The 18,731-nt window shown below is 46.0% G+C and carries 18 protein-coding genes and 2 pseudogenes; 11 read left to right on the forward strand and 9 right to left on the reverse strand.

All coding sequences use genetic code 11. The features are described 5' to 3' along the window. Window positions 1–100: 100 nt before the first annotated feature. The 4 genes from WA325_RS17645 (at window position 101) to WA325_RS17660 (ending at window position 4,889) form a co-directional block, all read left to right on the forward strand. The gene (locus tag WA325_RS17645; RefSeq protein ID WP_336184020.1) at window positions 101–1,363 is read left to right on the forward strand and encodes a pectate lyase; all 1,263 of its coding nucleotides are present in this window, start codon (window positions 101–103) and stop codon (window positions 1,361–1,363) included. 128 nt (window positions 1,364–1,491) lie between these two features. Then, the gene (locus WA325_RS17650; protein ID WP_024120552.1) at window positions 1,492–2,928 is read left to right on the forward strand and encodes an anion permease; all 1,437 of its coding nucleotides are present in this window, start codon (window positions 1,492–1,494) and stop codon (window positions 2,926–2,928) included. A gap of 85 nt (window positions 2,929–3,013) precedes the next feature. Then, window positions 3,014–3,145, forward strand: coding sequence for a hypothetical protein (locus WA325_RS17655; RefSeq protein WP_336184021.1), 132 nt, complete (start codon window positions 3,014–3,016; stop codon window positions 3,143–3,145). Window positions 3,146–3,350: 205 nt separating this feature from the next. Beyond that, on the forward strand, window positions 3,351–4,889 hold the full coding sequence (locus WA325_RS17660; RefSeq protein WP_336184022.1) for an NTTRR-F1 domain: 1,539 nt from the start codon (window positions 3,351–3,353) through the stop codon (window positions 4,887–4,889). A gap of 107 nt (window positions 4,890–4,996) precedes the next feature. On the opposite strand, the gene WA325_RS17665 is transcribed toward WA325_RS17660, so the two are convergent. The 4 genes and pseudogenes from WA325_RS17665 to WA325_RS17680 form a co-directional block, all read right to left on the reverse strand. After that, a complete protein-coding gene (locus tag WA325_RS17665; RefSeq protein WP_326325575.1) occupies window positions 4,997–5,668 on the reverse strand; it encodes a glycosyltransferase family protein in 672 nt (223 codons plus the stop codon). Further along, window positions 5,665–6,372 (reverse strand): class I SAM-dependent methyltransferase, encoded by a 708-nt coding sequence (locus tag WA325_RS17670; RefSeq protein ID WP_105954810.1) that lies wholly within the window; start codon window positions 6,370–6,372, stop codon window positions 5,665–5,667. The genes WA325_RS17665 and WA325_RS17670 overlap by 4 nt, the downstream gene beginning before the upstream one ends. Beyond that, window positions 6,359–7,464, reverse strand: a pseudogene (locus WA325_RS17675) (tetratricopeptide repeat-containing glycosyltransferase family 2 protein). The gene WA325_RS17670 and the pseudogene WA325_RS17675 overlap by 14 nt, the downstream one beginning before the upstream one ends. Continuing rightward, a complete protein-coding gene (locus tag WA325_RS17680; RefSeq protein WP_336184023.1) occupies window positions 7,461–8,831 on the reverse strand; it encodes a glycosyltransferase in 1,371 nt (456 codons plus the stop codon). The pseudogene WA325_RS17675 and the gene WA325_RS17680 overlap by 4 nt, the downstream one beginning before the upstream one ends. Before the next feature lie 196 nt (window positions 8,832–9,027). Here WA325_RS17680 and WA325_RS17685 point away from each other — a divergent pair. From WA325_RS17685 to nosA, 6 genes and pseudogenes are all read left to right on the forward strand, one after another. Beyond that, a pseudogene (locus WA325_RS17685) lies at window positions 9,028–10,660 on the forward strand (ATP-binding protein). Next, window positions 10,632–11,312: a response regulator gene (locus WA325_RS17690; protein ID WP_106021448.1), complete on the forward strand. Its 681-nt coding sequence runs from the start codon at window positions 10,632–10,634 to the stop codon at window positions 11,310–11,312. Before WA325_RS17685 ends, WA325_RS17690 begins: the two are co-directional and overlap by 29 nt. A 2-nt stretch (window positions 11,313–11,314) precedes the next feature. Next, window positions 11,315–12,274: a tripartite tricarboxylate transporter substrate binding protein gene (locus WA325_RS17695; RefSeq protein WP_336184024.1), complete on the forward strand. Its 960-nt coding sequence runs from the start codon at window positions 11,315–11,317 to the stop codon at window positions 12,272–12,274. Window positions 12,275–12,472: 198 nt separating this feature from the next. Next, a complete protein-coding gene (gene citM / locus WA325_RS17700) occupies window positions 12,473–13,774 on the forward strand; it encodes a citrate transporter CitM (protein ID WP_336184025.1) in 1,302 nt (433 codons plus the stop codon). A gap of 55 nt (window positions 13,775–13,829) precedes the next feature. After that, window positions 13,830–14,624 (forward strand): MBL fold metallo-hydrolase, encoded by a 795-nt coding sequence (locus WA325_RS17705; protein ID WP_105991352.1) that lies wholly within the window; start codon window positions 13,830–13,832, stop codon window positions 14,622–14,624. Between the two features lie 121 nt (window positions 14,625–14,745). After that, window positions 14,746–15,837 carry a nitric oxide synthase gene (nosA, locus tag WA325_RS17710; protein WP_336184026.1) on the forward strand — a complete coding sequence of 364 codons (1,092 nt, stop codon included), beginning with the start codon at window positions 14,746–14,748 and terminating at the stop codon, window positions 15,835–15,837. Here nosA and WA325_RS17715 read toward each other — a convergent pair. Continuing rightward, entirely contained in the window at window positions 15,828–16,103 is a 276-nt protein-coding gene (locus WA325_RS17715; RefSeq protein ID WP_059293845.1) for an acylphosphatase, read from the reverse strand. The two genes, nosA and WA325_RS17715, sit on opposite strands and share 10 nt — an antisense overlap. Before the next feature lie 67 nt (window positions 16,104–16,170). Between WA325_RS17715 and WA325_RS17720 the strand changes: the two genes are divergently transcribed. After that, on the forward strand, window positions 16,171–16,836 hold the full coding sequence (locus WA325_RS17720; protein ID WP_105991353.1) for an MOSC domain-containing protein: 666 nt from the start codon (window positions 16,171–16,173) through the stop codon (window positions 16,834–16,836). Window positions 16,837–16,873: 37 nt separating this feature from the next. Here the strand turns inward: WA325_RS17720 and WA325_RS17725 are convergent, their stop codons facing one another. The 4 genes from WA325_RS17725 to map form a co-directional block, all read right to left on the reverse strand. Next, window positions 16,874–17,011 (reverse strand): YflJ family protein, encoded by a 138-nt coding sequence (locus tag WA325_RS17725; RefSeq protein WP_003239885.1) that lies wholly within the window; start codon window positions 17,009–17,011, stop codon window positions 16,874–16,876. Between the two features lie 158 nt (window positions 17,012–17,169). Beyond that, on the reverse strand, window positions 17,170–17,325 hold the full coding sequence (locus tag WA325_RS17730; protein ID WP_069684687.1) for a hypothetical protein: 156 nt from the start codon (window positions 17,323–17,325) through the stop codon (window positions 17,170–17,172). A gap of 105 nt (window positions 17,326–17,430) precedes the next feature. After that, window positions 17,431–17,745 (reverse strand): DUF3243 domain-containing protein, encoded by a 315-nt coding sequence (locus WA325_RS17735; RefSeq protein WP_059293843.1) that lies wholly within the window; start codon window positions 17,743–17,745, stop codon window positions 17,431–17,433. A 73-nt stretch (window positions 17,746–17,818) separates the two neighbouring features. Next, window positions 17,819–18,568, reverse strand: a complete 750-nt coding sequence (gene map / locus WA325_RS17740; protein WP_024120572.1) for a type I methionyl aminopeptidase — start codon at window positions 18,566–18,568, stop codon at window positions 17,819–17,821. Window positions 18,569–18,731: the final 163 nt, after the last annotated feature.

Raw genomic sequence — 18,731 nt, forward strand, 5'->3', positions numbered from 1 at the left:
CGGTACATTTTCGGTTATGAATGCCCATGAATTTGCTATTATGTTTTTTGTAGAATATGGAACAAATTCTCACAAAATAGAAAATGGGGGTTCATACTGAATGAAAAAAGTGATGTTAGCCACGGCTTTGTTATTAGGCTTGACTCCGGTTGGGGCGAACGCAGCGGATTTGGGCCATCAGACGTTAGGGTCAAATGATGGCTGGGGAGCATACTCGACCGGCACGACAGGCGGATCAAAAGCCTCATCATCCCACGTGTATACAGTCAGCAACAGAAATCAGCTCGTTTCGGCTTTGGGCAAGGACACCAATACAACGCCAAAAATCATTTATATCAAGGGAACGATTGACATGAATGTCGATGACAATCTGAAGCCGCTTGGTCTGAATGATTATAAAGATCCAGAGTACGATCTGAACAAATATTTGAAAGCCTATGACCCGAGCACATGGGGCAAAAAAGAGCCATCCGGAACACAGGAAGAGGCCAGAGCACGCTCACAGAAAAACCAAAAGGCACGCGTGATGGTGGATATCCCTGCAAATACGACGATCGTCGGTTCAGGGTCAAATGCTATAGTTCTGGGCGGAAACTTCCAGATCAAGAGTGATAACGTCATTATCCGCAATATCGAATTCCAAGACGCATATGACTATTTCCCTCAATGGGACCCGACTGACGGAAGTTCAGGAAACTGGAACTCACAATATGACAACATCACAATAAACGGCGGTACACATGTCTGGATCGATCACTGTACATTTAATGACGGTTCCCGTCCAGACAGCACCTCTCCAAAGTATTTTGGAAGAGAATATCAGCACCATGACGGCCAAACTGATGCCTCTAACGGCGCTAACTACATTACAATGTCTTATAACTTCTATCACGATCATGATAAAAGCTCCATTTTCGGATCAAGCGACAGCAAAACTTCCGATGACGGCAAATTAAAAATCACACTGCATCATAACCGCTACAAAAATATCGTTCAGCGCGCACCGAGAGTCCGTTTTGGACAGGTACACGTTTACAACAACTATTATGAAGGCAATAAAAACTCATCAGATTATGCCTTTAGCTATGCGTGGGGAATCGGAAAATCATCTAAAATTTATGCACAAAACAATGCCATTGACGTTCCGGGATTGACTGCTGCTAAAACGATCAGCGTATTCAGCGGGGGAACGGCTTTATATGATTCCGGCACATTGCTGAACGGTACGCAGATCAACGCATCGGCTGCAAACGGGCTGAGCTCTTCTGTCGGATGGACACCATCTCTGCACGGATCAATTGATGCTTCCGCGAATGTGAAGTCAAGTGTTATATCTCAAGCGGGCGCGGGTAAACTAAATTAAGAAATGAAAAAAACACAAAGGGCTGCTCACCTTTGTGTTTTTTAATTAATTAAAATGTTTATTAACTTAGTTAAGGAGTAGAATGAAAAAGGGGATCGGAAAACAAGTATATAGGAGGAGACCTATTTATGGCTTCAGAAAAAGACGCAGGAAAACAGTCAGCAGTAAAGCTTGTTCCATTGCTTATTACTGTCGCTGTGGGACTAATCATCTGGTTTATTCCCGCTCCGTCCGGACTTGAACCTAAAGCATGGCATTTGTTTGCGATTTTCGTCGCGACAATTATCGGCTTTATCTCCAAGCCCTTGCCAATGGGTGCAATTGCAATTTTTGCATTGGCGGTTACTGCATTAACTGGAACATTATCAATTGAGGATACATTAAGCGGATTCGGGAATAAGACCATCTGGCTTATCGTCATCGCATTCTTTATTTCCCGGGGATTTATCAAAACCGGGCTAGGTGCGAGAATTTCGTATGTATTCGTTCAGAAATTCGGGAAGAAAACCCTTGGACTTTCTTATTCACTGCTGTTCAGTGATTTAATATTATCACCTGCTATTCCAAGTAATACGGCGCGTGCAGGAGGCATTATATTTCCTATTATCAGATCATTATCCGAAACATTCGGATCAAGCCCGGCAGATGGAACAGAAAGAAAAATCGGTGCTTTCTTATTAAAAACCGGTTTTCAGGGAAACTTGATTACATCTGCTATGTTCCTGACGGCGATGGCGGCAAACCCGCTGATTGCCAAGCTGGCCCATGATGTCGCAGGGGTGGACTTAACATGGACAAGCTGGGCAATTGCCGCGATTGTGCCGGGACTTGTGAGCTTAATCATCACACCGCTTGTGATTTACAAGCTGTATCCGCCGGAAATTAAAGAAACACCGGACGCAGCGAAAATCGCAACCGAAAAACTGAAAGAAATGGGACCATTTAAAAAATCAGAGCTTTCCATGGTTATTGTGTTTCTTTTAGTGCTTGCTCTTTGGATTTTTGGCGGCAGCTTCAACATCGACGCAACCACAACCGCACTGATCGGATTGTCAGTTCTTTTATTATCACAGGTTCTGACTTGGGATGATATCAAGAAAGAACAGGGCGCTTGGGATACGCTCACTTGGTTTGCGGCGCTCGTTATGCTGGCCAACTTCCTGAATGAATTAGGCATGGTTTCTTGGTTCAGCAACGCCATGAAATCATCTGTATCAGGATTCTCTTGGATTGTGGCATTTTTAATTTTAATTGTTGTGTATTATTACTCTCACTACTTCTTTGCAAGTGCGACAGCCCATATCAGTGCGATGTATTCAGCATTTTTGGCTGTTATCGTGGCAGCGGGCGCACCGCCGCTTTTAGCAGCGCTGAGCCTCGCATTCTTCAGCAATCTGTTCGGGTCAACAACCCACTACGGTTCTGGAGCGGCTCCGGTCTTTTTCGGAGCAGGCTACATTTCGCAAGGCAAATGGTGGTCTATCGGATTTATCCTGTCGATCGTTCATATTGTCACATGGCTCGTGATCGGCGGATTATGGTGGAAATTATTAGGGATATGGTAGAAAGAAAAAAGGCAGACGCGGTCTGCCTTTTTTATATTCGATCACATTACATCAGGGCGGAATAACAGATGATGAGGTGATTTGATTGGGTGGGTTCCGGCCGCAAGAACAAAACGGAATTATGTCTCTCGTTATAGTAGACGGTCCGCTTATGAAAAGCTGGTATAAGGAAAACAAAGAACTGAGAAGAAAACGGAAAAACATGATCGGCAGTTGATTGCTAAATCTAGTGAGAAAAGTCCCGCGACTAGCAGTATATGCAGTTAGATGCGGCAAATCGCATTTTTCAGGCAACAGGTTATCAAAAGGTGATGCAGGGACAATCACCTTTTTTTATTTTGGTTAGTCATCTTACAGACCGATGATGATTTTCCTGCATATAATAGCTGGAATTAATCAAAGAGGGCGGGGAATGAAGTTGAGTGAATAATGTGATTGTAAATGGAGGTTTTGAAACAGGCAATCTGACGGGCTGGGCTTTTGCAAATACGTCCGTTATTAATACTTTTGCCCATTCTGGAAGATATGCCGCACAGTTTATCAGCAGCCAGCCTTATGCTTTTTTAGGGCAGATCGTGCCTATCGTTTCTGGACAATCTCTTATATTTACTGTTTCGCTTGGGCGAATGGGGAACAATCCAAGTCCTCAAGTAACTATACAAATTCTATTTGTTAACAGTGAAGGAGAACAGATTGAAGGCGGACAGGAAATGATCATTGCGGCCGGGAGTTTGCCAAATGTCTCATTTAACCCATGGAATGAAATATATAGACCAATTGACCCTCCCTCAGAAGCAGTATATGCAGTAGTGGTAATAAGTAAAGCTACTTTTGGGTCTGTTCTAATTGACGATGTTTCTTTAATAGAGTCTGCTGGGGGGATTGGACCAACTGGACCGACCGGGCCGACGGGAGCAACTGGAGTAACCGGAGCGACTGGAGCGACGGGATCAACCGGAGCAACGGGAGTGACGGGAGTAACGGGAGCGACAGGAGCAACAGGATCAACCGGAGCAACGGGAGTCACTGGTGCAACAGGAGTGACGGGATCAACAGGATCAACAGGACCAACAGGAGAAACTGGTGCAACCGGACCAACGGGACCAACGGGAGCAACCGGAGTAACTGGATCAACAGGAGTAACTGGAGAAACCGGAGCAACTGGAGAAACCGGATCAACCGGATCAACCGGAGCGACAGGAGAAACTGGTGCAACCGGACCAACTGGTGTAACAGGTGCAACTGGAGCAACAGGATCAACCGGAGCGACAGGAGAAACTGGAGAAACCGGATCAACTGGTGTAACAGGTGCAACTGGAGCAACTGGAGAAACAGGACCAACAGGAGCAACTGGTGCAACAGGAGTGACGGGAGCAACCGGAGCGACAGGAGAAACTGGATCAACTGGTGTAACAGGAGAAACTGGATCAACTGGTGTAACAGGTGCAACTGGAGCAACGGGATCAACCGGACCAACAGGAGCAACAGGGCCAACGGGAGAAACAGGTGCAACCGGATCAACGGGATCAACCGGAGCGACAGGATCAACAGGAGCAACAGGACCAAATCCGCAGCTGTTTTATAATGAGGTAATCGGCCCGGTTTCAGTCGCTGTTAACGGTACTGAAACGTCAATTGGGACTTTAAGTATGCCAACAGCCGCTGGGCAATTAATAAAATTAGACCTTGCCATTTCTGTGGATGTGACAACGGCAGCTAACTCGAACTTTACGTTCCAAATCAGAATTTATAGAAACGGAATATTGATAGATGCACGCTCTGTCCAAAGAAATACTAGCGTAGCTACGACGTCAAGATTTCCAATTGCTACAACGTATGTAGATACTGCAGCTGCCGCAGGCACGACTTCTTATGAAGTTAGAATAATCTTTACAGCAGCTAGTAATGTGAGCAGCAGCAGTGTAGTGAATATGGATATAAATGCCATCAGATTCCCTTAAATAGGAACACCTATTTCATTTGCTTTTAAATTCAAGTAAATGAAAATCAAGAAACCTACTTTTGAAAAGTAGGTTTTTTGATGTGCCAATTGAAGCCTTAAGCCTTTTCATGTTTTAAAATATTCCGATAAAAATTTGTTAAGGTAGTCAGAATACTGGTCAGAATCAAACTCATTGCCGCAAGCATGTATGACCCATGGCTCTTTTTGATGAGGAATACCGACAAGATATCCCTTTTTCCTGAACTCAAAGCATTGAGAAGTATCGTAAAAATGCCAGCCGTCAAAGATCTCTTTTCGCCACGGGAGATCGTACTGGGTGGCCAGTAATAAACCGTCTAATGCTTCAACTGTTTTCACGGTTCCGTCTATCTCATCAAACGACAAATAGCTATACGTACTGCGGTATTCAATGACTTTTCCCGCTTTTTTAGAAGCCTCCCACCAAATTCCGCTTTGCGGCACTTCTTCAGCTCCTATGACGCCTATCATGCCAAGCACATTGTTCTGCTGAAAGACATGAAGGATATCGTAAATAAATGAACGATTGATGATAAATGTATCCTGATGGACATACACTTTATATTTTGCGTCTGACTGATGCATTGCCGCTTGGTAGCCGGAGGCCATACTGTCAGCCTTTCGTATATCGATTAATTCAACCTCCATATGCGGCGGCACTGATAGAGACTGGATATGTCTCAGGCAGAGGTCATAAAGGGTGTCATCATTAACACATGTAATGAAGCAAATGGAATTTTCATTTAGATGCTGTTTCATCTTTTTTGCGCCTTTATGACATATTGATAGGCTCTGGCTTCCTCCTCGAAATCTGCATGGTGAATTCCCATGTTTGCTTTGACATGTGCCAGTTTGCTGATCATTTTTTCATAATAGTGAGTCGTAAAGGAAATAGGATCGATTTGGCTGACCTTGTAACCTGTTTCATGAAACATCTTCTTCATTTCCTGCAAGGTGAAAAAACGGAAGTGTGTTTTATCGAGCAGCCCAGCCTGTGTATACGTCCATTTGCCGGTTAGCAGACTTTCAAAAATTGAGATATGCCCGATATTCGGAATACTTGCCAAAATGCTCCCTGTTTCTTTTACGTAAGGATTTATGTTAGCTAACACTGCCCAAGGGTCTATTAAGTGCTCCAATACATCGCCGAAGATGACGTGATCAAATGTGTTTTTTTCAAAAGGCAGCTTCAATGTTTCGATGTCTCCTGTTATCACTTCGTCAATGTGATGAACGGCTTTTTCGGCAGCTGGCGGATATGATTCGACCCCAAAATAGGAGCAATTCATTTTTTCCTTAACAGCTGCGCCAAACAGGCCTTCGGCGCATCCGACCTCAAGAATGGTTTTCGCATGGGGTTCTACCAGGTCAAACAGCTGCCAGTTGATGCTTTTGTAATACTCTTTATCTTTTCGCTCATATTCTTTCATAGAATCAGCAAGTGACCTTTTATTGATTTCCATGATGTTCACCTCCGGGGCCAGCCTGCTGCTGCAGGACCTCTTCAAAGTATGTTTTGTTGGTAAGCATTCTTGAATCATGAGGACGGTATTGTAAAGCCGATTCATTATGCTGATAGGCAAGCTGATGCTGGCCAAGCTTATCGTAGCAGACGGCTAATTGTAAGTGAGGCAGCCAGGTGGCGCAGGCGCGGTTTTGAAAAGCCAAGCTTTCTGAGCCTCTATCTTCTATTGCTTTTTCATACCAATAGACAGCGGTTTGGACATCGTATTTTCTAAAAAAGAGAATCCCAATCTGCAGCACGTTTCCGCTCTGGGAGGTCCGTAGACGAGCGTGTGGAGCACCCAGTTTAATTCTTTTTCCTTCAGTCCCAATGAATGATAGCAATCTGCTAATTTATTGCAGGCTCTGATATTATCCTCAACCCATCCCTGCTTTGTTTTCAAAAAACGCAAATAGTATTCTATCGCTTTTTCTATTTTTCCGTGATCACACAGTTCGTTCGCATAGTAAAATAAATCTCTTGGCGAAAAATCCTTTCCTGACGAGGCCATGTTTTCATAAATTCGCAGATTTCGGTCAGCGTCATGGCTAAGAGGCATGTGAGAAACCGCTGTGTCACTATGATGGAGATTTCCGTACACCTCTAAATATTCATGAACCGCGCCGATCCACTTAAAGCCCTTTTCCCGTTTTACGAGCCGGTATCTTCTTAAGCTGGATGTGACGTTGTTTTCTTCATCAAACGCCAGGTGATAGTTCATTGATACCGCGTCAATATGCGGATCAAGCGTTCTTTTTAAATCCAAGAACAGTTCTTGATCCTTCTCGGTAAACACATCATCGGCATCAAGCCATAAAATATAGTCAGCTGTTGCCTGCTGAAACGAAAAATTACGGGCGGCCGCAAAATCGTCTATCCATTCAAAATCAAAGATACGGTCTGTATAACGGGCAGCGATGGCTTTCGTCTGATCAGCTGAGCCGGTATCCACAATGTTCATTTCATCAGCAATCCTGCGCACAGAATCTAAGCAGCGGCCGATAACGGCTTCCTCATTTTTCACAATCATACATAGGCTGATCGAAATCACATCGCCACCTCCGCTTCAGGTTTTTTCCTCATTGCATGGACAAACATGTAATCAATCTGAGCATGTTTTGACAAGTGATCCAAAGGCAAATCAAATTGCCCGGCAAGATATTGAACTTCTTGTAAAAACAGCTGTATGTTCGATTCAGGAACGGCTAAATGGGAGGTTGATTTTATGTCATAAAGGTGTTCGGGAAATAGTGTGTTTACGTTTTGAGGCGTGATGAAATGTGTGTGTGCCGGTGTTCCGCATAATAAAGAAAAAAACGTGTCTGCATAAGCTGCATTCGGAATACTGCAAATTAATGAGCCTGAAGGCTTTAGATAAACGGCAAGAGCCTCAATCGTTCGCCGGGGATGCATCGAGCAGCTCAAAAGGTCTCCTATCAAAATGGCATCGAAAAAAGCCTCAGGGTAAGGAAGGCTGCATGTTTCCGTATCTGCTGACGTGACTTGTTCATAATAGGCGCTTGCCATTGTACGTAGCAGCGCATTTTCTTCAATGCCGTACAATGTACAGGTTTGCCGGTTCAACAGCTCTGCACCCGCAGCACCCGCGCCGCAGCCGATATGCAGGATGGAGCGGGCTTTTGAAGGCACAAGGGCTGTCAGCTCTGGCTGGGGATCAATAAAAGCCGTCACATCGTGCTTCCATTTATCTATAAAGGTTTGGCGGTTGACCTGATATAATCGGCTGATGCTTAAATCCGGATTGCCGGAAAACGTGGCATGCCCGTGATGATGCACAAACGAGTCAAGGGCGATTTTCAGCTGATATCCGGCCTGCAGAGCGCGAAGGCACAAATCATCGTCCTCAAATGAACCGCCTCCAAAACGCTCGTCAAAGCCGCCGATTTTGTCCAGCACCTCTTTTTTGACAAGAAGGCAAAATCCGACCAGCCTTAAAATGCTTCTTGATTTGCTCCGCTGCTGCATGCAATGGCGCCGTGAAAAAGCTTCGATTCCTTCTAAGCTGGTGTAATCAACTGAGATTTGCTGAGGCCCGCTGACATAATTGCTTACAGGCCCGACCATGCCGGTTTTATCATCTTGATAAAGCAGCTTGATCATCGGCTCCAGCCAATGACTTGTCACAACAGTATCATTGTTTAAAAAAAGAACATTGTCCCCCGAAGCGGCCTCAAGGCCCTGATTGCAGGCTTTCGCAAACCCTTCGTTTGTTTCATTAAAAATTGTTTTGATTGAAGGAATCTGTTTGAGGTAGTCCTGTGTCCCGTCATGGGAGCCGTTATCTACAACAATCACTTCTATACAGCCATCATCGGTATGCGTCCATATGCTCTTCAAGCATTGTTTTGTTAACGCCAATTGATTATAAGTCAGCACAATAAGACTCGTTTTCACCATACACTCCCGCCCTTCCCCATATCACTCAGATACTATATGTATATTGAAATGTTCAGATGGAATGATTCCTTCATGAAAAAAGGAAACATCTTGATCTGAATAATAGATCCTGATCACCAAAGAAATGGATTTTGAAAAATAAGAAAATGACCGGGCGAAAAATGGTATGATCTAGGTAGAAAGGACGGCTGGTGCTGTGGTGAAAAAGCGATTCCATTTTTCTCTGCAAACAAAAATAATGGGGTTGATTGCGGCGCTGCTGATCTTTGTGATTGGCGTGCTGACAGTCACGTTTGCCGTTCAGCAAACAAAAGAAGGGCGAAAACAGGCAGAGCAGCTGGCGGTACAAACGGCGAGAACGATTTCCTATATGCCGCCGGCAAAGGAGCTTATCGTGTCGAAAGGCGGGCAAGCTGCCGAGGCGCAGGAGGTCATTGAACAAATGAAAGAACAGACCGGCGCTTATGCGATTTATGTGCTTGATGAAAAAGGAATGGTCCGAACCGCCGCGGACAATAGCGGAAACAAGCATCTGACGAGAAGCAGAGAAATCCTGTTTGGAGGCTCTCACGTCTCAGAGACAAAAGCGGATGGACAAAGGGTGGTCCGTGGGAGCGCACCGATTATCGAGGAACAAAAGGGGCGCAGCCAAGTGATCGGCAGCGTGTCCGTTGATTTTCTGCAAACCAAGACAGAGCAAGGCATCAAGAAACATCTGCGAGACTTAAGCTTCATGGCTGTACTCGTGCTGCTGCTTGGATTTGCCGGTGCCGCCGCGCTTGCCAAAAGCATCAGAAAGGATACGCTTGGCCTTGAACCGCACGAAATAGCCTCTCTCTATCGGGAGCGGAATGCGATGCTGCGGGCGATTAAGGAAGGGATTATCGCCACCAATCGTGATGGCATTGTAACGATGATGAACGTATCGGCGGCTGAGATGCTTAAGCTTCCCGAGCCTGTAATGAACGTGCCTGTTGATGACGTGATGCCGGGAGCAGAACTGATGTCTGTGCTTGAGCAGGAAGAAATGCCGCCGAATCAGGAGGTATGCGTCAACGATCAAGTCTTTATTATCAATACAAAAGTCATGACACAAGGCGGACAGGCGTATGGAATTGTTATCAGCTTCAGAGAAAAAACAGAACTGAAAAAGCTGATTGACACGCTGACAGAGGTGCGAAAATACTCAGAGGACCTGCGCGCCCAGACTCATGAATTTTCTAATAAGCTATACGCGATTTTAGGGCTGCTGGAGCTTGGTGAATATGAGGAAGCGATTGAATTGATTAAAGAGGAATACGCCATCCAAAATGAACAGCATGATATTTTATTCCAAAATATTCATTCGCAGCAGGTGCAGGCGATTTTGTTAGGAAAGATGAGCAAAGCATCGGAAAAAAAGGTGAAGCTGTCGATCGATGACAACAGCACACTTGGGCCTCTTCCTCCTCATGTCGGCTTGTCCCATCTCATTACGATTATCGGCAATTTAATTGATAACGCTTTCGAAGCTGTAGCGGATCAAAGCGTACAGGAGGTTTCATGTTTTATTACAGATATCGGACGGGATATTGTTATCGAAGTATCCGATACGGGACTGGGAGTGCCGCCTGATAAAATGGAGGCGGTGTTTGAAAGGGGCTACTCTTCAAAGGGGATGAAGAGAGGCTACGGACTCGCCAACGTAAAAGAGTCAGTGCGTGAGCTGGGAGGCTGGATCGAGCTGGCAAATCAAAAAAGCGGGGGAGCGGTATTTACTGTTTTTATACCGAAGGAGAAACAGACAAAGGGGGAATCCATTTGATTCACATCGTGATTGCGGAGGATGATTTTCGGGTTGCGCAAATTCATGAGAGATTGATTCAACAGCTTGATGGATTCAGCATTATCGGCAAAGCGGGCAATGCCAAAGAGACAATGTTGCTTTTGGAGACACACAAAACTGATTTGCTGCTATTGGATATTTATATGCCGGACGAGCTCGGAACAGCATTGATTCCAGAGATACGGAGACGGTTTCCGGAAGTGGATATTATGATCATCACAGCCGCAACGGAAACCCGCCACTTACAGGAAGCGCTGCGGGCGGGGATCGCAAACTATTTGATAAAGCCTGTATCGGCTGACAAGTTCAAACAGGTGCTGCTTCAGTATAAAGAAAAAAGGCAGGTGCTGCTATCTCAGCCGGAGGTCAGCCAATCCATGATTGACCATATTTTTGGGGGCAGCTCTAAGGGAGCTGTCACTGCGGAGGATTTGCCGACAGGGATCAATCCGATCACGCTGAAAAAAATTAAAGAGGCGCTGTGTACTGCCGGGAGAGGAATGACAGCGGAAGAACTTGGAGAAGCAATGGGTGCGTCACGAACAACAGCCCGCCGCTATGCCGAGTATCTTGTGTCTAAGGAAGAAGCGCGAGCCGAGCTGGAGTACGGGATTATCGGCAGACCGGAGAGAAAATATTATTTGGCGGCTGAATAGCGATGAAAAAATGTGTGATCCTATTTATTTGTCTATTGGTCTTCATGCAAGGTGACATCCGGAAGGCGGCCGCTCCACGTCTGCCGGACGGTCCGGTTGAGATCGTTGTGCCTGCCGAGCCTTCCGGGGGCTGGGATGTAACGGCGCAGGCGATTCAATCCGTGCTCAGGCAAAAACAGCTGATGAAAGGCGGGATTCATATTGTATATAAGCCTGGGAGCGGAGGCGATAAAGGCTGGAAATATGTCAACCAAAGCGGCAGGAAGACTATCAGTATGATGTCCAGTTTAATCCTGAGCAATTACCTGCTCGGACAAAGTAAATTAAAAACTGATGATTTTACGCCGCTGGCGATTCTCGCTAAGGAATGGCAGACTGTTGCCATTCCGAAAGGGTCGGAGCTGAAAAGCGGAAAGGATGTGCTGAAAGAGATCAAGAAGCATCCTGGCAAAGTCAAAATCGGTTTTTCTCCGGGGCTTGGCAATGACGATCAGCTCTCGTTCGTCAGAGCCGCTGATATGTATGGGATTGACCCTTTTGACATTGAGTTTTTACAGTTTGACAGCAGTGAAGAATTGATCCAGGCGCTTATCAGGCATGAGATAGAAGCAGCTTCCATGACTATTTCAGAAGCCAAGCCGTACGAGCGAAACGGCGAGATTACATTAGCCGCCGTCACGTCAGATAAAAGGCTGCCCGGTTTTCCAAAAGTGCCGACGTGGAAAGAGCAGGGCATTCCGTTTGTCTTCTCTCATTGGAGAGGGGTGCTGGGACCGAAAAACATGTCTGAGGAAGAGATTTCTTACTGGGACCAAGCATTAAAAAAGGTTACATCCTCGCCCGAATGGAAGCAGAAAATAAACGAGCAGGACTGGGAGAGCTTTTATTTGAACAGCAAGGAAACGAAACGGTTTCTTGAAGAACAATCAGCGTTTTATCAAACCATCATGACAGGCAATTAAGCAAAAAGTATTCTGCCGTAGGCGGAATGCTTTTTTTGTGTTTAGAAATGACCAAAAAGAACAAAACGGTTTTAAAAAATTAAAAATACAAAAAAACCAAATTATTTACTTGAGACCATTTTTCTCATACGATGACAAAAAGGCAAAAGGGGAATAGGGGATAAAATGTAAGCGGATTCATTTAAAGGGGGAATGAATGTGTTAGCAATCTTAGGATTTCTTATGATGCTTGTGTTTATGGTACTGATCATGACAAAACGGCTTTCTGTCCTGACGGCATTGGTTTTGACGCCGGTTGTGTTTGCGCTGATAGCCGGTTTCGGGTTCACTGAAGTTGGCGATATGATGATCTCGGGGATTCAGCAGGTGGCGCCGACGGCTGTTATGATTATGTTTGCGATTTTATATTTTGGAATCATGATTGACACTGGGCTTTTTGATCCGATGGTTGCCAAAATATTAAATATGGTCAAAGGCGATCCGTTAAAAATTGTTGTCGGGACAGCGGTTCTTACGATGCTTGTTGCATTGGATGGAGACGGTTCCACAACCTATATGATTACAACAAGCGCGATGCTTCCGCTCTATTTGCTGCTCGGCATCCGGCCAATTATATTGGCGGGAATCGCTGGAGTCGGCATGGGGATAATGAATACGATTCCGTGGGGAGGCGCGACGCCGCGGGCGGCGAGCGCGCTTGGGGTTGATCCGGCTGAGCTGACCGGGCCGATGATCCCTGTGATCGCGAGCGGAATGCTTTGTATGGTCGCAGTTGCGTATGTGCTGGGTAAAGCGGAGCGCAAACGACTTGGCGTGATTGAGCTGAAACAGCCGGCCGATGTCAACGAACCAGCCGCTGCGGTTGAAGATGAGTGGAAGCGGCCGAAGCTTTGGTGGTTTAACTTGTTATTAACGCTTTCATTAATAGGCTTTTTAGTATCAGGCAAAGTCAGTTTAACGGTGCTGTTTGTCATCGCATTCTGTATTGCACTCATTGTGAATTATCCGAACCTCGACCATCAGAGACAGCGTATTTCAGCACATTCAAGCAACGTGCTGGCCATTGGCTCCATGATCTTTGCAGCAGGCGTTTTTACGGGAATTTTAACAGGCACCAAAATGGTTGACGAAATGGCGATTTCGCTTGTGTCGATGATTCCTGAACAAATGGGCGGCTTGATCCCGGCGATTGTAGCCTTAACTAGCGGCATTTTCACATTTCTCATGCCGAATGACGCGTATTTTTACGGAGTGCTGCCGATTTTATCAGAAACGGCTGTCGCATACGGTGTTGATAAAGTCGAAATTGCCAGAGCCTCAATTATCGGGCAGCCGATTCATATGCTGAGCCCGCTTGTGCCATCTACACATTTGCTTGTCGGGCTTGTCGGGGTCTCCATTGACGATCATCAAAAATTCGCTTTGAAATGGGCGGTTCTCGCCGTGATTGTCATGACGGTTACCGCTTTATTGATCGGTGCCATTTCGATTTCTGCATGATAATTCAGGCGGAATGACATACACTAACGGCATACAACGTACCGGAGGTGTCTTCATGAGTGATCCTTATATGCCGCTGACTTCAGTCAGAAGCGGGACTGGGTTCGAGGCCGCAAAGGGTGTACATGGTCTGACCGTGCAAATTGCGAATGTCTATTTTATTCAGTATCCTTCTGAACCTCATTCATTTATTTTAATAGATGCCGGCATGCCTCAATCAGCCGGCATGATTTTAAACGAAGCAAAACAAAGATTCGGTGATGACTATCACTTGAAGGCCATTATTCTGACACACGGGCACTTTGATCATATCGGGGCCATTGAAGAGATTCTTGAGCATTGGGATGTTCCTGTTTATGTTCATTCGCGGGAAATGCCTTTTGTGACTGGAAAAGAGGATTATCCGCCGGCGCGTCCAGACAGCAAAAGCGGGATGGTTGCCAAGCTGTCGCCTCTGTTTCCGCGCCATTCGATCGATATTTCCTCTCATGTTCAAGCGCTGCCTGAAGACGGCACTGTTCCGTTTTTGGACGAGTGGATCTGGATCGCAACACCAGGCCACACACCGGGCCATATTTCATTATTCCGCGAGGACGGCCGTGTGCTTGTCGCCGGCGATGCGGTGATTACAGTTGAACAGGAAAAAATGGCTGACGTCTTCATTCAAAAACAGGAGCTTCACGGCCCGCCGGCTTATTTCACACCTGACACTGAGATGGCCGCCGAGTCCATTCAAAGACTTGCCGAACGAGAACCGGAAGCGCTGCTGACCGGACACGGCATCCCAATGACAGGCAGAAACTTTCGCAGTGATTTAATGGAATTGGCCCATCATTTATCATCCCTTTGACACTCGCAAACGCGGGTGTTTTTTTATTTGTTTTTCCAAGAAGATGCAGAAAAATCATTTGTCTTCCCGCTCAAAAACGATACAATGAGAAGCATGAATGCGATTTGGAGGAGAGAGTTTGTTGGAAGATAAAGAAATACTCTGGAACGAAGCGAAAGCGTTTATTGCCAATTGCTATCAGGAACTCGGAAAGGAGGATGAAGTGCAAGACCGTCTCGATGACATTAAAAGTGAGATTGACCGGACTGGAAGCTATGTACATACAAAGGAAGAGCTGGCGCACGGGGCGAAAATGGCTTGGAGAAACAGCAACCGCTGCATCGGCAGACTGTTCTGGAATTCGCTGAATGTCATTGACAGACGTGACGTCCGGACAAAAGAAGAAGTACGGGACGCTCTGTTTCAACACATTGAAACCGCCACAAATAACGGGAAAATCAGGCCGACCATTACGATTTTCCCTCCGGAAGAGAAGGGCGAAAAGCAAGTCGAGATCTGGAATCATCAGCTGATCCGGTACGCGGGATATGAATCCGACGGAGAAAGAATCGGCGATCCTGCTTCCCGTTCTCTCACCGCAGCCTGTGAGCAGCTCGGCTGGCGCGGAGAGCGGACCGATTTTGATCTTCTTCCCCTTATTTTCCGCATGAAGGGTGACAAGCAGCCGGTCTGGTATGAACTGCCCCGCTCACTGGTGATAGAAGTTCCGCTGACCCACCCGGAATTTGAAGCGTTTTCTGACTTGAAGCTGAAATGGTACGGCGTGCCGATTATTGCGGATATGAGGCTTGAGATCGGGGGCGTTCATTATAATGCCGCACCGTTTAACGGCTGGTATATGGGGACGGAGATCGGAGCAAGAAACCTGGCAGATGTGAAGCGGTACGACATGCTAAAAAAAGTGGCGTCCGTGATCGGCATCGCTGCTGATTACAATACAGATTTATGGAAGGATCAGGCGCTTGTTGAATTGAATAAAGCTGTCTTGCACTCGTATAAAAAGCATGGCGTCAGCATCGTCGATCATCACACGGCTGCAAGCCAGTTTAAACGGTTTGAAGAACAGGAGGAAGAAGCGGGCAGAAAGCTGACGGGTGACTGGACGTGGCTGATACCGCCGATTTCACCCGCCTCCACACATATTTTTCACCGATCTTATGACAATTCAATCGTCAAGCCGAATTACTTTTATCAGGATAAGCCTTACGAATAGACAATTGAAAACCGGTGATGGCCTTCAAGACTGCTGGATTCAGTGACAGAGATGCCGGTAACCTTTGAAAAGGGGCTGCCTTTCTTCACGGCCTCAAGAAATGATTGCAAGGCGTTTTCCGGCCCTTCGGCCAAAATCTCGACACGCCCGTCAGCACGGTTTTTGACCCAGCCGGTGAGTTTATGCTTATCGGCTTCCGCTTGAACAAAGTAGCGGAAACCGACACCTTGAACCCGGCCGTCTGCAACGATTCGATATTGAAGCATGTAAAAAACCACCTTTTCTTTTTATGATAATCAATTATTTTATATCCTGTAAAGGAGATGTGTTCATATGACATCAGCTCATTATTCAGTTCTTTCTCTTAATCTGGGAAAGCCGCAGACGCTTGAATATGACGGAAAGAAAATAGAGACCGGCATTATGAAGCGGCCGGCAGATTCCGCAGTGATGCTGTATCGGGAGAATTTTGAGGGAGACGGACAAGCGGATCTCGTCAATCATGGCGGCCCTGATAAGGCTGTCTGTGTCTATCCGGCGGAGCACTATCCGTTTTGGGAGGAGTTTCTCTCAAGACCGCTCCCGAGCGCCGCGTTTGGTGAAAATCTCACGGTGCAAGGCCTGACAGAGGAGGACGTTTGCATAGGCGATGTCTTTCAGCTCGATGACGCTGTTGTTCAGGTAAGCCAGCCGCGTCAGCCGTGTATAAAGCTTGCCAAAAAGTTCGGTGCAAAGGATATGGTGCTGAAAGTTCAGCAAACCGGATATACGGGGTTTTATTTTCGCGTGCTGGAAGAGGGCAGGGTTGCTCCAGGCGCCAAGCTCGACCTGCTGTCCAGAGGCGAAAAAGGCATATCCGTCCATTTCGCAAACCATATCAAATACCATGACACAAAAAATCTCGCCGCCATTGAACGGATTTTAAGTGAAGAAGCATTGTCGGAAAGCTGGAGATCTTCCTTTATCAAAAAACGGGACAGGCTGCTTCCGATTCAATAAAAAAGCCGCGCATCTAAACGTGCGCGGCTTTACCATGTCAGGATTGTTTTTTCTTTGTTTCAAGCAGGTTGGCAAGAAAATAGGTTTTATAGCTTTGAAGCTTTCTTCCTTCATGGTGCGTGATCCCCTGCTTTTTTAATTCTGCCACATACCAGCCTTTACTGCCGTAATGCATGTCAGAAAACTCCTTTCCCTATCTGATTGACCAAACGATTGGCATTGTAACATCTATCAAAAGATGCTGAAAAGAGATGCGGGAAAAACTGAGTCTTTCGCACTAGTGATGCGAACTTTCTTCCTGTATGTATATGCGGAGCAAACGCTGAATATGCTTTAATGCCCGGTGAGTTTCAGCACGACAATGCCAAGTGTCATGATGCTGAACACAATACCGATATATGTAAGCATCCCGTTTTTTTTCTTCACGCCGAAAACGGTCATGATGATGCCTTCAATGAAAAAGATGATTCCAAAAATAATAAACCACATGCGGACAATGGCTCCTTTCACAGACATTAATCCTAGTGTAGCATATCTGGATGGGCCGGGCTTGTGACAATATAAAGAAGCCGGGCATACGCCCGGCTTAGGTATTTATTGTTTCTCAACCAATTTGACCAACAGCTGTGCCAAATGTTTTTTCTCATCATTATCCGCAACGCGCCAAAGCTCCTGCAGCAGCATTTCTTCACCGTTTTGCGGTTCTTCATGCTTTGCGAGGTAGTCTCCCAGGATCGCAGCGCTTTTGACAAGCTTGCCGTCATCTAATCCTAATTTTTTGCCCCGGTCAACTTGTTTTTTCAGGTAGTCTTTAAATTCTTCAAAGTCTTTTAAAATTTCTTCTTTTGTTGTTCCGTGCATTGCATTCATTTCGTTTTCAATTTGGATTTTTTCTTGATCTCTGTTCATTACAGTGCCTCCTCCTGCAGAATAGTGATGCTTTACCTGTAATAGGAGGAGGCTAAACATACGAAATGTGTTTTTACAGCTTTGTCAGGATAATCGGCTCGTCTTTGGTGATGACGATGGTGTGCTCAACTTGGGCGACCATGCTTTTATCCGGCGTCTTAAAGGTCCAGCCGTCTCCAGCTTCGACGATGGTTTCCGCTTTTGTTGAAATGAATGGTTCAAGTGCGATCACTGTGCCGTTTTTGAAAAGCGCGTTATCAAATGGATCATAATAGTTCATGATGTGGTTCGGCGCTTCGTGAAGGCTTCTGCCGATTCCGTGGCCGGTCAGGGTTTTAATGACGGTAAATCCTTTAGAACGTGCTTCATGATAAACGGCTCTCCCGATTTGGTTTTGGCGCTTGCCGGCTTTTGCCTGCTGCAGCCCTTTTTGGAAGGCATCTTCTGCGCATTGGCATAGCTTGTGAAGGCGTTCTTCTCCTTCACCGAGCACAAACGAGATGCCTGTATCGGAGTAGAAACCGCCGAATTCAGCAGAGATATCAATGTTCACAAGATCTCCGGCTTTTAAAATAGTGGATGTGCTTGGAATACCATGCGCCACTTCATCATTTACGCTGATGCATGTCACACCAGGAAAGTCGTATTCTTTTTGCGGAGCCGAAACAGCGCCATGCTCGTCAAGCACCGCTTTTCCGATAAGGTCAAGGTCTTTTGTACTCATGCCGGGCTCTGCCTTCCGTTTCATTTCTTCACGCGCCAGCGCTACAATTCTGCCGATTTTTTTCAGGCCTTCTAATTCTTGATCGTTTGTTACAATCATCTGTCATTCCCGCTTTCTTTTTAAATAATCTAGTTTAAGCTTACCACAATTGGCTCTAGAATAGGAAACACGCGAACCTGGGAAAAAAGAAATATGCCGGGAAAATTGGTATAGATCACTAGATATCTTGTATGGTATATTTTTAAAAAAGGGTAAGAGGGGG

This window comes from Bacillus sp. 205(2023) (genome assembly GCF_037027485.1).
Lineage (GTDB): Bacteria > Bacillota > Bacilli > Bacillales > Bacillaceae > Bacillus > Bacillus halotolerans.

Excerpts from the sequence above, each read along its gene's own strand:
- WA325_RS17680 (WP_336184023.1), bottom strand. The coding sequence starts at position 8,831 with ATGGTGAAAACGAGTCTTATTGTGCTGACTTATAATCAATTGGCGTTA.
- WA325_RS17735 (WP_059293843.1), bottom strand. The coding sequence starts at position 17,745 with ATGAACAGAGATCAAGAAAAAATCCAAATTGAAAACGAAATGAATGCA.
- WA325_RS17695 (WP_336184024.1), top strand. The coding sequence starts at position 11,315 with ATGAAAAAATGTGTGATCCTATTTATTTGTCTATTGGTCTTCATGCAA.
- WA325_RS17650 (WP_024120552.1), top strand. The coding sequence starts at position 1,492 with ATGGCTTCAGAAAAAGACGCAGGAAAACAGTCAGCAGTAAAGCTTGTT.
- WA325_RS17645 (WP_336184020.1), top strand. The coding sequence starts at position 101 with ATGAAAAAAGTGATGTTAGCCACGGCTTTGTTATTAGGCTTGACTCCG.
- WA325_RS17730 (WP_069684687.1), bottom strand. The coding sequence starts at position 17,325 with ATGTGGTTTATTATTTTTGGAATCATCTTTTTCATTGAAGGCATCATC.
- map (WP_024120572.1), bottom strand. The coding sequence starts at position 18,568 with ATGATTGTAACAAACGATCAAGAATTAGAAGGCCTGAAAAAAATCGGC.
- WA325_RS17720 (WP_105991353.1), top strand. The coding sequence starts at position 16,171 with ATGACATCAGCTCATTATTCAGTTCTTTCTCTTAATCTGGGAAAGCCG.
- WA325_RS17715 (WP_059293845.1), bottom strand. The coding sequence starts at position 16,103 with ATGCTTCAATATCGAATCGTTGCAGACGGCCGGGTTCAAGGTGTCGGT.
- WA325_RS17705 (WP_105991352.1), top strand. The coding sequence starts at position 13,830 with ATGAGTGATCCTTATATGCCGCTGACTTCAGTCAGAAGCGGGACTGGG.
- WA325_RS17665 (WP_326325575.1), bottom strand. The coding sequence starts at position 5,668 with ATGAAACAGCATCTAAATGAAAATTCCATTTGCTTCATTACATGTGTT.
- WA325_RS17670 (WP_105954810.1), bottom strand. The coding sequence starts at position 6,372 with ATGGAAATCAATAAAAGGTCACTTGCTGATTCTATGAAAGAATATGAG.
- WA325_RS17725 (WP_003239885.1), bottom strand. The coding sequence starts at position 17,011 with ATGCATTACGGCAGTAAAGGCTGGTATGTGGCAGAATTAAAAAAGCAG.